The sequence below is a fragment of the Pseudomonas sp. SDO524_S393 genome, assembly GCF_054071875.1.
Genome location: NZ_JBSVVZ010000007.1, coordinates 86,188 through 98,626, shown reverse-complemented (window position 1 = coordinate 98,626; position 12,439 = coordinate 86,188). Strand labels below are relative to the sequence as shown.

Genomic DNA, 12,439 nt, shown 5'->3' with positions numbered 1-12,439 from the left:
TTTAGTCAGGATTACCCGTAAAAAGGCGCGCGAATAATAGCAGGATGGGGCGGGATCGAACAGGCGAGAGCGAGCTCAACAAAAAATTGCGGGACCGACCGAGATCAAATGTGGGAGCGGGCTTGCTCGCTCCCACAGGGGCCGACAGTGACTGCCAAGGCTCAACCTGCCTTGGTAGTGGCTGCTTCATCCTTGATTTCGGCGAAGTCTTCTTCGCGCAGCTCTGGCAGATCTTTCGCACAGTAAGGGCTACCCAGATCCTTCAGCGCACCGCACATACCGTCCAGCTTGCCGTCGACTGCCTGCAAATGATCGAGCAACTGGCCAATGGCACGGGCGATCGGGTCAGGCATGTCTTCGCTGACACCATAGGCATCGAAGCCGATTTTCTCGGCCATGGCCTTGCGCTTGGCTTCCTGCTCGTCAGCCACTTCCGGCTTGACGATGATCCGGCCAGGAATGCCCACCACCGTAGCACCCGGCGGCACGGCCTTGGTCACCACCGCATTGGAACCCACTTTGGCGCCAGCACCCACGGTAAACGGACCGAGCACCTTGGCACCCGCTCCCACCACCACACCATTTTCCAGCGTCGGGTGGCGCTTGCCTTTGTTCCAACTGGTCCCCCCCAGGGTAACGCCTTGATAGAGGGTCACGTCATCGCCGATTTCCGCAGTCTCACCAATAACGATCCCCATACCATGGTCGATGAAGAAACGACGCCCCACTTTGGCACCCGGGTGAATTTCGATACCGGTCAGCCAGCGTCCAAAGTTAGACACCAGTCGCGCCAGCCACTTCCAGCCCATACCCCACAGCGCGCCAGACAGGCGGTGAATCCAGATTGCATGCATGCCCGGGTAGCAGGTCAGCACCTCAAAGGCGTTGCGCGCCGCCGGGTCACGGTGGAAAACACTCTGGATATCTTCTCGCAAACGCTCGAACATTTTTAATCCTTCCGCTTAAGAAGCTCACCACGGGCCGCTTTCTGGGTTTCCGTGAGGATGCCACGCAATATATTCATTTCGGCCCGACTGACCGAGCTACGTCCGTACAGGCGGCGCAGGCGCGCCATCAAGTGCCGCGGCTTTTCAGGATCGAGGAACTCGATGGACACCAGGGTCTGTTCCAGGTGCTCATAGAACCGCTCCAGCTCGTCCATAGTCGCCAACTCATCGCTTTTCGGCGATGCGACTTCGGTCTTTTCAAGCTTTTCCGGCAGCCCTTCGGCCGCCAGCCATGCCATGCGCACTTCATAACTCAACACCTGCACCGCCGCCCCCAGATTCAGCGAACTGAAATCGGGATTGGAGGGAATGTGCACGTGGTAATGACATCGCTGCAGCTCTTCGTTGGTCAGGCCGGAATCTTCACGGCCAAACACCAGAGCAATTTCAGCGCCGCCCGCCGCCTCCTCCACGACTTTGCTGCCGCACTCGCGGGGCGACAGCAAGGGCCAGGGAATGCGCCGATCACGGGCGCTGGTACCCAGCACCAGGTTGCAGCCCACCAGCGCATCCTCCAAGGTGGCGACGACTTGCGCGTTTTCAAGGATGTCATTGGCGCCCGAGGCGCGCGCATCGGCCTCGTGGTGCGGAAACAGTCGCGGTTCCACCAGTACCAGGCGCGACAGCCCCATGTTTTTCATGGCGCGCGCCGCCCCGCCGATGTTGCCGGGATGACTGGTATTGACGAGGACGACACGGATGTTTTGCAGCAAGGGAGGCGCTCTCGGACACGGGAAAGGGGAGCAAAGCTTACAGAACAGCCTAAGGTTATGCCATGAAAGCGAACGTCATCCTTCACCTGAAGAAAGTTTCTGCTAGAATGCTCGGCTTTCTTTAACAACCTTAGGTGACACATCCATGCAGCCCATGCTGAATATCGCGCTGCGCGCCGCCCGCAGCGCCAGTGAATTGATCTTCCGCTCCATCGAGCGCCTGGATACCATCAAGGTCGACGAAAAAGACGCCAAGGATTACGTATCCGAGGTCGATCGCGCCGCCGAACAGAAAATCATCGAAGCCCTGCGCAAGGCCTACCCGACCCATGGCATCCTCGGCGAAGAGTCGGGCCTGCACAAAGGCAGCGGCGAAGGCGAAGACTACCTCTGGATCATCGACCCCCTGGACGGCACCACCAACTTCCTGCGCGGCATCCCGCATTTTGCCGTGAGCATCGCCTGCAAATACCGCGGTCGCCTGGAACACGCCGTCGTGCTGGACCCAGTTCGCCAGGAAGAATTTACCGCCAGCCGTGGCCGTGGCGCCCAGCTCAATGGTCGTCGCCTGCGCGTCAGCGGCCGCACCAGCCTGGACGGCGCCCTGCTGGGCACCGGCTTCCCATTCCGCGATGACCAGATGGACAACCTGGAAAACTACCTGGGCATGTTCCGCGCCCTGGTTGGCCAGACCGCCGGCATCCGTCGCGCAGGCGCTGCCAGCCTGGACCTGGCCTATGTGGCCGCCGGTCGTTTCGATGCGTTCTGGGAGTCGGGCCTGTCCGAGTGGGACATGGCGGCAGGCGCCCTGCTGATTCAAGAGGCCGGCGGCCTGGTGAGCGACTTCACCGGCGGTCATGACTTCCTGGAAAAAGGCCACGTGGTTGCCGGTAACACCAAATGCTTCAAGGCAGTCCTGACGGCGATCCAGCCACACCTGCCAGCCTCGCTGAAGCGCTAAGCGAGCGAGCACAAAAAAGCACCCTTTAGGGTGCTTTTTTGTGCCTGGGATTAGGGTAACGCTGCATTTCCTGCCTCAACCAATACCCGCCCCACACAATTTGAATTGCACCCCGCTCAGGGATTACTGCTGGTTCTGTCCGAGGATCAGGCGACCTTCTTTATCGACTGGAATCTGGCTACCCGGATCACGGTCCATGCGTACCGAACCTTCCTTGCCATCCAGGTTGTAACGCACGTCATAGCCAACAACCTTGTCACTAATGTCATTGACGGTATTACAGCGCGTTTGCGTAGTCGTGTAAGTATCGCGGTTCTGCATGCCTTCCTGAACCTTGTTACCGGCATAACCGCCACCGACAGCACCGGCCACGGTAGCCAGCTTCTTGCCATTACCACCACCGATCTGGTTGCCCAGCAGGCCACCAGCCAAGGCACCGACCACGGTACCCACGATCTGATGCTGGTCCTGCACCGGACGCTGACGCGTCACGGCGACATCCTTACAGACTTCTCGCGGGGTTTTAATCTGGGTTTTCACCGGCTGCACCGCCAGCACTTGCGCATACTCAGGGCCGCTTTTCACCAAGCTGTAGGTGGCAACAGCACCCCCGGCAGTCACACCGACAGCACCCAATACCGCACCAACCAGCAACGACTTGTTCACGTGAACCTCCTGACCATCACAAACGGACCGATACGTCCGCGCTATACCCAGCCTTGGAGCAAAAAAAAAGGCGCGAGTTCAATACTCGCGCCTTTCTTGTAACAGCGTATCGACAATCACCCATCAAGGGCGGTCGTCGACCTCCTTGCCAGTGCTGGCCGGAGGGATCAGGTCTTCGCTGTTGAGGTTCAGCCAGATCAGCACCACGTTGGCGATGTAGATCGACGAGTAGGTACCCGCCAAAACCCCGATGAACAGGGCCAGGGAGAAGCCCCACAGGTTGTCGCCACCGAAGATCATCAGCGCAGCGATCGCCAGCAACGTGGAGATCGACGTCGCCATGGTCCGCAACAGGGTCTGGGTGGTGGAGATATTGATGTTCTCGATCAACGACGCCTTGCGCAGCACGCGGAAATTCTCACGAACCCGGTCGAATACCACAATGGTGTCGTTGAGGGAGTAACCGATGATCGCCAGTACCGCCGCCAGCACGGTCAGGTCGAAGGTCACCTGGAAGTACGCCAGGATACCCACGGTCACGATCACGTCGTGGACCAGCGACACAATGGCGCCGACACCGAACTTCCACTGAAAGCGGAACGCCAGGTAGATCATGATCCCGACCAGCGCCATCAGCATGCCGAGGCCGCCCTGATCGCGCAGTTCTTCACCCACCTGCGGCCCTACGAACTCGACGCGCTTGACCGACGCCGGGTTATCGCCGCCGACCTTCTGCAAGGCATCGGCAACCTGATGACCCAGTTGCGGGTCTTCACCCGGCATGCGCACCAGCAGGTCAGTGGTCGCACCAAAGCTCTGGACGATGGCTTCGTGATAGCCGGCCTTGACCAGCTCGTTGCGCACCAGGGTCACATCGGCCGGCTTCTCGTAGGTCAGCTCGATGAGCGTACCGCCGGTGAAGTCCAGGCCGTAGTTCAACCCCTTGTGGAACCAGCTGAACAAGGCCAGAACGGTAAGGAGCACAGTGACGCCGAACGCAACGTTGCGAACGCCCATGAAGTTGATTGTACGTAACATGGCAGCCCCTTAAATCCACAACTTCTTGAAGTCACGCCCGCCAAAGATCAGGTTGACCATTGCGCGGGTCACCATGATGGCCGTGAACATCGAGGTAAAGATACCGAGGGACATGGTCACCGCAAAGCCTTTGACGGGGCCTGTGCCCATGGCAAAGAGAATCCCGCCGACCAGCAAGGTAGTCAGGTTGGAGTCGAGAATCGCGGTAAATGCCCGGCCAAAGCCTTCGTTGATTGCACGCTGTACGGTCATGCCCGCCGCGATCTCTTCACGGATCCGCGAGAAGATCAGTACGTTGGCGTCCACCGCCATACCCATGGTCAGTACGATACCGGCGATACCTGGCAGGGTCAGGGTGGCGCCCAGCAGCGACATCAGGGCCAGCAGCATCACCATGTTGCCCGCCAGGGCAACGGTGGCGATGATGCCGAAGAAGCGGTAGATGGCGATGATGAACAAGGATACGAACAGCATGCCCCACAAGGCCGCATCGATACCCTTGGTGATGTTGTCGGCACCCAGGCTCGGGCCGATGGTACGTTCTTCAGCGAAGTACATCGGCGCGGCCAGACCACCGGCACGCAGCAGCAGGGCCAGTTCGGACGATTCCCCCTGGCCGTTCAGGCCGGTGATGCGGAACTGCGCACCCAGCGGCGACTGAATGGTCGCCAGGCTGATGATCTTTTTCTCTTCCTTGAAGGACTGAACCGGCACATCTTTCTCGACGCCGTTGACCACCTGCTTGGTGTAGGTAGTGACCGGACGCTGCTCGATAAAGATCACCGCCATGCTGCGGCCAACGTTGCTGCGCGTAGCGCGGCTCATCAGCTCACCACCGTGGCCATCCAGACGGATGTTCACTTCAGGGGTGCCGTGCTCGCCGAAACCGGCCTTGGCGTCGGTCACCTGGTCACCGGTAATGATCAGGCTACGCTCGATCAGTGCTGGAGGACGGTTGCCTTCGCGGAATTCGAACTCTTCGGAAGTGGCACGGGTAGCACCCGGCTCAGCCGCCAGACGGAACTCCAGGTTGGCGGTTTTACCCAGGATACGCTTGGCTTCAGCGGTGTCCTGTACGCCCGGCAGCTCAACCACGATACGGTTGGCGCCCTGGCGCTGCACGATCGGCTCGGCCACACCCAGTTCGTTGACGCGGTTACGTACCGTGGTCAAGTTCTGCTTGATGGAGTATTCGCGGATTTCCGCCAGCTTGGCCGGGGTCATCGCCAGACGCAGCACAGGCTGACCGTTCAGGTCGGCCGGTACGATGTCGAAATCGTTGAAGTTCTTGCGAACCAGTGCACGGGCCTGCTCGCGGGACGCTTCATCAGAGAAGCCCAGCTGGATGGCACCGTTGAGCTGCGGCAGGCTGCGATAACGCAGTTTCTCTTTACGCAGCAGACTCTTCACGTCGCCTTCGTAGACTTTCAGGCGCGCGTCGAGGGCTTTATCCATGTCGACTTCCAGCAGGAAGTGCACACCGCCGGACAAGTCCAGACCCAGCTTCATCGGGTGAGCGCCGATCTTGCGCAGCCAGGTCGGGGTGGTCTGTGCCAGGTTGAGCGCGACCACATAATCGTCACCCATGGCCTTGCGCACGACGTCTTTGGCCGGCAATTGGTCTTCTGCCTTGGTCAGGCGCAACAAGCCGCCCTTCGCATCAGCCGCCAACGTTGCCGCCTTGACCTGGATCCCCGCATCGGTGAGCGCCTTGCTCGCGCGTTCCAGGTCCGCCTGATTGACCTGCAGCGAAGTGCTGGCGCCAGTGATCTGGATCGCCGGGTCATCAGGATAGAGGTTGGGAGCGGAATAAATAAAACCGATCGCCAGCACCGCCACGATCAGTACGTATTTCCACAGAGGGTATTTGTTCAGCATCACGCCGCCCGCTTATAACGCGGGGCGCCTTGCGCGCCCCGTCGATTGGTAAAGGTTGTTACTTTAGATCGCTTTGAGCGTGCCTTTTGGCAGCGTGGCGGCGATCGCGCCCTTTTGGAACTTCATTTCGACGGTATCGGACACTTCCAGCACCACGAAAGCATCGGAAACCTTGGTGATCTTGCCAGCGATACCGCCGGTGGTCACGACTTCGTCGCCTTTCTGCAGGCTGCCCAGCAGGTTTTTCTGCTCTTTGGCGCGCTTGGCCTGTGGACGCCAGATCATCAGGTAGAAGATGACCAGGAAGCCGACCAGGAAAATCCACTCGAAACCACCGCCCATTGGGCCGGCGGCGGCAGGCGCAGCGGCATCAGCCATGGCGTTAGAGATAAAAAAGCTCATTTAGCACTCCAGTTGCAAATAGTGAATCTTAGGGTCGGAAAACTCAGTCCAAGGGCGGCACGGGCAGCCCGCGCTTGGCATAGAAGGCATCGACGAAGGCGGCCAATGTACCCTGTTGAATAGCCTCGCGCAAACCAGCCATCAGGACTTGGTAGTGACGCAAATTGTGGATGGTATTCAACATGCTACCCAGCATTTCCCCACACTTGTCCAGATGGTGCAGATAAGCACGGGAGAAGTTCTGGCAGGTGTAGCAATCACAGGTGGGATCCAGCGGCGAATCATCATGGCGATGGAACGCGTTACGGATCTTCAGCACGCCTGTATCGATGAACAGATGCCCATTGCGGGCATTACGGGTTGGCATCACGCAATCGAACATGTCCACCCCGCGGCGCACACCCTCTACGAGATCCTCCGGTTTGCCAACGCCCATAAGGTAACGAGGTTTGTCAGCCGGCATCAGGCCAGGCAGATAATCCAGCACCTTGATCATTTCGTGTTTTGGCTCGCCCACCGACAAACCGCCAATGGCCAAGCCGTCGAAACCGATCTTGTCGAGACCTTCCAGCGAGCGCTTGCGCAGGCTTTCATGCATGCCGCCCTGGACGATACCGAACAACGCCGCGGTGTTGTCGCCATGGGCATTCTTGGAACGCTGAGCCCAACGCAACGACAACTCCATGGAGACGCGCGCGACGTCTTCGTCAGCCGGGTACGGCGTGCACTCGTCGAAAATCATCACGATGTCGGAGCCCAGGTCACGCTGTACCTGCATCGACTCTTCCGGCCCCATGAACACTTTGGAACCGTCCACCGGCGAGGCGAAGGTCACGCCCTCTTCCTTGATCTTGCGCATGGCGCCCAGGCTGAACACCTGGAAACCGCCGGAGTCGGTGAGGATCGGGCCCTGCCACTTCATGAAGTCATGCAGGTCGCCGTGCTTCTTGATCACCTCGGTGCCCGGGCGCAGCCACAGGTGGAAAGTGTTGCCCAGAATGATCTCGGCACCGGTGGCGACGATGTCACGCGGCAGCATGCCCTTGACGGTACCGTAGGTGCCGACCGGCATGAACGCCGGGGTCTCCACAGTGCCACGCGGAAACGTCAGACGACCGCGGCGAGCTTTACCATCCGTGGCCAGCAATTCAAAGGACATACGACTCATGATTGTTCCTCAGGGCCGCGCGGCGCCGGGTTACGGGTGATGAACATCGCATCACCGTAGCTGAAAAAACGGTACCCGTTGTCGATGGCGGCTTGATAAGCGGCCATGGTTTCCGGGTAACCGGCAAATGCCGACACCAGCATCAACAGCGTGGATTCCGGCAAATGGAAGTTGGTGACCAGGCAATCGACCACATGGAAAGGCCGGCCCGGGAAAATGAAGATATCGGTGTCACCGCTGAACGGTTTGAGCACACCATCGCGCGCCGCGCTTTCCAGAGAACGCACGCTGGTAGTACCCACCGCTACCACCCGACCGCCGCGCGCCTTGCACGCCGCCACTGCATCCACCACTTCCTGGCTGACTTCCAGCCATTCGCTGTGCATATGGTGGTCTTCGATCTTATCCACACGCACCGGCTGAAACGTGCCGGCCCCCACGTGCAGGGTCACATAGGCAGTCTCGACACCCTTGGCGGCAATCGCATCCAGCAGCGGTTGGTCGAAGTGCAGTCCGGCCGTTGGCGCGGCCACCGCACCGAGACGCTGGGAATACACCGTCTGATAGCGCTCGCGGTCCGCGTCCTCGTCAGGACGGTCTATATAAGGAGGCAACGGCATATGCCCGACGCGCTCGAGCAGCGGCAACACTTCCTCGGCGAACTTGAGTTCGAACAGCGCATCATGGCGCGCCACCATCTCGGCTTCGCCCCCCCCATCGATCAGGATGTTCGACCCCGGTTTCGGCGACTTGCTGGAGCGCACATGGGCCAGCACGCGATGGCTGTCCAGTACCCGCTCCACCAGAATTTCCAGCTTGCCGCCGGAGGCTTTCTGGCCGAACAGCCGCGCCGGAATCACCCGGGTATTGTTGAAAACCATCAAATCGCCCGGGCGCAAATGCTCAAGCAAATCAGTGAATTGACGGTGTGCGAGGGCACCGCTCACCCCGTCCAGGGTCAGCAGTCGACTGGCGCGACGCTCGGCCAACGGGTGGCGAGCGATCAGCGAATCAGGAAGCTCAAAAGTAAAGTCAGCAACGCGCATGATGGGGTTCGTCTAGCAGGGCCGGGAAGTCTAGCGGAAATCGTCAAAATTGACCATGAAACGTGATTGACCAACGGTAATCACCTCTCTATACTTCGCCGCCATTGAGCCCTGATGGCGGAATTGGTAGACGCGGCGGATTCAAAATCCGTTTTCGAAAGGAGTGGGAGTTCGAGTCTCCCTCGGGGCACCATCTTAAAAAAAGACCTTGAAATTCAAGGTCTTTTTTTTCGCCTGTCGAAAAGTGACCGACACACCAGCGGAGGTAGCGGGACCATGGAATTGTTGCTCGAAGCGGTTGCGCTGTTTGCCCTGAAACTCGTACATGAACATGACGATGGCAGCCCACTGCTGCGGGATGATCCGGCAATGGAAGGGTATGACCGCGAGGTGTTTGGGTTGTTGATGCGGCAAGGGAATTTGACGGGGATTCAGTTGAAGCTCAATGAATGCCTGACAGTGGCACTCGACACCCTGGGCGGCGCCGATACCGTGATGGGTCGCGAGTTGCAGCGATTGGTGGCAGAGGTGCGTCAGGCGTCGACATTCGACGAGCTCAGTGCTCCGCTCAGCGCACTCAAGAACTACCTGAAAGCCATCCTGTAATCACAACCTATCGCCGCCCCTCCACCGCCATCCGCACCGCCAACCCCATCAACACCGAGCCCATCAACCAGCGCTGCACCACCTGCCAGCCGGGACGGCTGACAAAAAACACCGCGATGGACCCGGCCATGGCAGCGATCAACGCATTGACGCTTACGCTGATCACAATCTGTGTAAAGCCCAGCACCAGGGATTGCATCAGCACGCTGGCGTGACCGTTGGGGTCGATGAATTGCGGCAGCAACGACAAATACATCACCGCCACCTTGGGGTTGAGCAGGTTGGTCACCAGCCCCATGGTGAACAGCTTGCGCGGGCTGTCCTTGGGCAAGTCCCGCACCTGAAACGGTGAACGCCCGCCCGGCCTGATCGCCTGCCAGGCCATGTAAGCCAGGTACAGCGCCCCGCCGAACCGCAGCGCGTCGTACGCAAACGGCACCGCCATCACCAAGGCCGTAATGCCCAACGCCGCGCACACCATGTAAACCAGAAAGCCCAGCGCCACACCGCCCAGGGAAATCAACCCGGCTGTGCGCCCCTGGCAGATCGAGCGGGAAATGAGGTAAATCATGTTCGGGCCTGGCGTCAGCACCATACCCAAAGAGATCAAGGCATAGGCCAGCCAACTGGACGTTTCGGGCATGCTGCTGCTCCTGTTTTCAGTTCCGGCCATGGTAGGCCGTTGAAAACACCGGCGTTAGATACAGATCTGCGGGCAAAACGTCATACACCTGCGTTCGGACACCACTCCTGATTCAACGGACACCCTAAAATCGCTCGCCTGAACACTCCCCCCTATCACCTCATACACCAGACTTCACCCGCTTACTTTTCCCACACCCACCATCGAACAATGCCAATTCCAGCCCACTGACACCTCCCCGTAGGCTCCCTTCCTCGCACAAGGAAGTGAGTCGGTCATGTCAGAACGTTTGTATCCGCCCACCGAAAAAGAACGGCTCAGGCAACGAATTCTGACTTCGCAACCAGCGCGTCTGCCGCCTTCGCCGCCTGTTGAATTTTTCGAACCATCGCCCTCCCCAATATCCCCATTACCTGAACCTCGCGGTTGCACCTTTCTCAAACCCTGCCAGCTACCCAACGGCCTCATTCGCTACAACGACCCCACCGGTTACATACCGCTGGAATTGATCGAGAACTACGGCCATTTCAGCCTGTTGGGCGGACGAGAGGTGGACAGCCAGGGCGCGGTGGCCCTGCACAAAATCAGCGGCAGCACACTGCCGGTTGGGCTGGGGCAGTTGGCGCTGCGGTCGGCGGCTTTCGAGTCGGCTGCAACCGCTGCGGGCTCGGTGACCGGCGGGCTGCTGACGGGCCTGCTCGCACTGGCTTGGCCTTCGGCGTTGGGTGACAGCGCGCTCTACAGCGACGAGCAGTTGCGTTCGATGCAACAGGCGCGTTCGCAGATGCGGTTGCAGGTTGAGCAAGGTGAGGACGGCACGCTCAAGGGCTATGGGTTTTACACGGGTAGCCATACCGATTGGCAGATGATCGATGTGGTGCAGTTCCAACGCCGTGGCGATCAGTTCGTGGCGGATTTGGGTGAGGGCGTGGAGTTGATCTGGACGCCCGCGATAGATTCGAGCGACACCCTTGGCATCCCGGCCCTGGAGGCTGCGCCGCGAGCGCCGGTGATGTGGATCTATCCGCCGACGGAAAAGGCGGCAGAGATTCTGGTGAACCCGGTTTATCCGCCGGAGTATCGGGACTTTATTCTGGTGTTCCCGGTGGAGTCGGGGGTTCGGTCGTTGTATGTGGTGGTTAACACACCAAGAAAAGGACTAAGAAACCCAGACCATGACTACTTCTCAGCCCCACTAGCCGAAGACATAACAGGCTTTCCCGGTCTGATTCCCCAAAAACCCGTGACTCCAAGACAAGGTGGGGCCGGCTTACGTGACCGGTGGATAGACGCCAAAGGAAGAAAAATTTTTGAATGGGACTCCAAGAAAGGCGAGCTGGAAGTCTATCGAAACAGTGATTTGAAACACCTCGGCGCATTCGACCCTTACACCGCTGAACGTCGAGGACCAGCAAACCCAAAACGTCGAATTTATAGGTAAAGAGGCACTCGGAAAATGGTGATGAAGATCAGATTGCGGTGGTACGAAAAACTCTGCAATGACTTGAAGGCAGATGAGTACTCAGCACACATAGAAGATGCGGACAGTGTTTTTGAAGCACTGGGTTTAAATGAAGAGACTGCGATATATGCCGACGTATTCAACGTGCGGCCTGGTTGGATATCGATTATTCAACCGTACTTCCAGCACATGATTGAACCCGACCAATTCGACTACCAAATTTCCTTCCGCTACCAAGGCTCATGGCCCCCACCCCCAAAACAACCCAAAAAGGAGTCTTGATGCAATGAGGCCTGCACAGCAAAAGCCCCTCCTCTAACGCTCAGTCAACACCCGCACATGAGCATGACAAGAAAGAATAGGTGGGAACGGATGAGGCATCACCGCCAGACGCCGGAGCAGGCCAGTCTTGTTATGGAGGGATAATGCGACACCACAAAAAAGCACCAGCGCCTACCGGGCTTGAAACGTCTCCAGATACGCCAGGATATCTTCAATTTTTTCCGGATCGCTGATGCCCCAGAAAATCATGCGTGTGCCGCTCACGATCGATTTGGGGTCTTCGATGTAGGCCGCGAGTTTGTCCCGGGTCCAGACCACTCCGGAATTTTTCATCGCATCGGAATACTGATAGTCCGTGGTGGTGCCGGCGGGCCTGCCGATGATGCCGTTGAGCTCCGGGCCGAAGCCGCCGCGTGCGCCTTCGCCGATGCTATGGCAACCGCCGCAGGTTTTGGTGAAGAGCTTGCCGCCCGCTTCGACATCGCCGGCGGCATGGGCCGAACCGGCACCGAGAAGCAGGGCGAGGGTGAACAAGGCGAATTTCATAAAGGCTCCACATCGGTAACG

The 12,439-nt window shown here is 58.9% G+C and carries 14 protein-coding genes and 1 tRNA gene; 5 read left to right on the top strand and 10 right to left on the bottom strand.

What is annotated here, in order from left to right:
* Nucleotides 1-161: 161 nt before the first annotated feature.
* Both cysE and trmJ read right to left on the bottom strand, forming a co-directional pair.
* Nucleotides 162-947 carry a serine O-acetyltransferase gene (gene cysE / locus ACW9IB_RS05410; RefSeq protein WP_457365813.1) on the bottom strand — a complete coding sequence of 262 codons (786 nt, stop codon included), beginning with the start codon at nucleotides 945-947 and terminating at the stop codon, nucleotides 162-164.
* A 2-nt stretch (nucleotides 948-949) separates the two neighbouring features.
* Nucleotides 950-1,720 carry a tRNA (cytosine(32)/uridine(32)-2'-O)-methyltransferase TrmJ gene (gene trmJ, locus ACW9IB_RS05405; protein ID WP_457365814.1) on the bottom strand — a complete coding sequence of 257 codons (771 nt, stop codon included), beginning with the start codon at nucleotides 1,718-1,720 and terminating at the stop codon, nucleotides 950-952.
* Between the two features lie 145 nt (nucleotides 1,721-1,865).
* On the opposite strand from trmJ, the gene suhB reads away from it, so the two are divergent.
* Nucleotides 1,866-2,681, top strand: a complete 816-nt coding sequence (gene suhB / locus ACW9IB_RS05400) for a type III secretion system regulator SuhB (RefSeq protein WP_457365815.1) — start codon at nucleotides 1,866-1,868, stop codon at nucleotides 2,679-2,681.
* 123 nt (nucleotides 2,682-2,804) lie between these two features.
* Here the strand turns inward: suhB and ACW9IB_RS05395 are convergent, their stop codons facing one another.
* From ACW9IB_RS05395 to queA, 6 genes are all read right to left on the bottom strand, one after another.
* The gene (locus ACW9IB_RS05395) at nucleotides 2,805-3,347 is read right to left on the bottom strand and encodes a glycine zipper 2TM domain-containing protein (RefSeq protein WP_457365816.1); all 543 of its coding nucleotides are present in this window, start codon (nucleotides 3,345-3,347) and stop codon (nucleotides 2,805-2,807) included.
* 123 nt (nucleotides 3,348-3,470) lie between these two features.
* Entirely contained in the window at nucleotides 3,471-4,385 is a 915-nt protein-coding gene (gene secF, locus ACW9IB_RS05390) for a protein translocase subunit SecF (RefSeq protein ID WP_457365817.1), read from the bottom strand.
* A 9-nt stretch (nucleotides 4,386-4,394) separates the two neighbouring features.
* The gene (gene secD / locus ACW9IB_RS05385; RefSeq protein ID WP_457412654.1) at nucleotides 4,395-6,263 is read right to left on the bottom strand and encodes a protein translocase subunit SecD; all 1,869 of its coding nucleotides are present in this window, start codon (nucleotides 6,261-6,263) and stop codon (nucleotides 4,395-4,397) included.
* A 63-nt stretch (nucleotides 6,264-6,326) separates the two neighbouring features.
* Nucleotides 6,327-6,665: a preprotein translocase subunit YajC gene (gene yajC / locus ACW9IB_RS05380; RefSeq protein ID WP_003175975.1), complete on the bottom strand. Its 339-nt coding sequence runs from the start codon at nucleotides 6,663-6,665 to the stop codon at nucleotides 6,327-6,329.
* Between the two features lie 43 nt (nucleotides 6,666-6,708).
* Nucleotides 6,709-7,824: a tRNA guanosine(34) transglycosylase Tgt gene (tgt, locus tag ACW9IB_RS05375; RefSeq protein ID WP_010565220.1), complete on the bottom strand. Its 1,116-nt coding sequence runs from the start codon at nucleotides 7,822-7,824 to the stop codon at nucleotides 6,709-6,711.
* 5 nt (nucleotides 7,825-7,829) lie between these two features.
* Nucleotides 7,830-8,879, bottom strand: coding sequence for a tRNA preQ1(34) S-adenosylmethionine ribosyltransferase-isomerase QueA (queA, locus tag ACW9IB_RS05370; RefSeq protein WP_457412653.1), 1,050 nt, complete (start codon nucleotides 8,877-8,879; stop codon nucleotides 7,830-7,832).
* A gap of 108 nt (nucleotides 8,880-8,987) precedes the next feature.
* Between queA and ACW9IB_RS05365 the strand changes: the two genes are divergently transcribed.
* Nucleotides 8,988-9,072 (top strand) — tRNA-Leu (locus tag ACW9IB_RS05365).
* Nucleotides 9,073-9,155: 83 nt separating this feature from the next.
* Entirely contained in the window at nucleotides 9,156-9,485 is a 330-nt protein-coding gene (locus tag ACW9IB_RS05360) for a hypothetical protein (protein ID WP_457412652.1), read from the top strand.
* A 7-nt stretch (nucleotides 9,486-9,492) separates the two neighbouring features.
* Here ACW9IB_RS05360 and ACW9IB_RS05355 read toward each other — a convergent pair whose 3' ends face one another.
* Complete coding sequence (locus ACW9IB_RS05355; RefSeq protein WP_457412651.1) at nucleotides 9,493-10,128, bottom strand: LysE family translocator; 636 nt, start codon at nucleotides 10,126-10,128, stop codon at nucleotides 9,493-9,495.
* A gap of 277 nt (nucleotides 10,129-10,405) precedes the next feature.
* On the opposite strand from ACW9IB_RS05355, the gene ACW9IB_RS05350 reads away from it, so the two are divergent.
* Nucleotides 10,406-11,569 (top strand): S-type pyocin domain-containing protein, encoded by a 1,164-nt coding sequence (locus tag ACW9IB_RS05350; RefSeq protein ID WP_457412650.1) that lies wholly within the window; start codon nucleotides 10,406-10,408, stop codon nucleotides 11,567-11,569.
* A 15-nt stretch (nucleotides 11,570-11,584) separates the two neighbouring features.
* The gene (locus tag ACW9IB_RS05345) at nucleotides 11,585-11,872 is read left to right on the top strand and encodes a colicin E3-like toxin immunity protein (RefSeq protein ID WP_457412648.1); all 288 of its coding nucleotides are present in this window, start codon (nucleotides 11,585-11,587) and stop codon (nucleotides 11,870-11,872) included.
* A gap of 171 nt (nucleotides 11,873-12,043) precedes the next feature.
* Here the strand turns inward: ACW9IB_RS05345 and ACW9IB_RS05340 are convergent, their stop codons facing one another.
* Nucleotides 12,044-12,418 carry a c-type cytochrome gene (locus ACW9IB_RS05340; RefSeq protein ID WP_457412646.1) on the bottom strand — a complete coding sequence of 125 codons (375 nt, stop codon included), beginning with the start codon at nucleotides 12,416-12,418 and terminating at the stop codon, nucleotides 12,044-12,046.
* Nucleotides 12,419-12,439 lie beyond the last annotated feature (21 nt).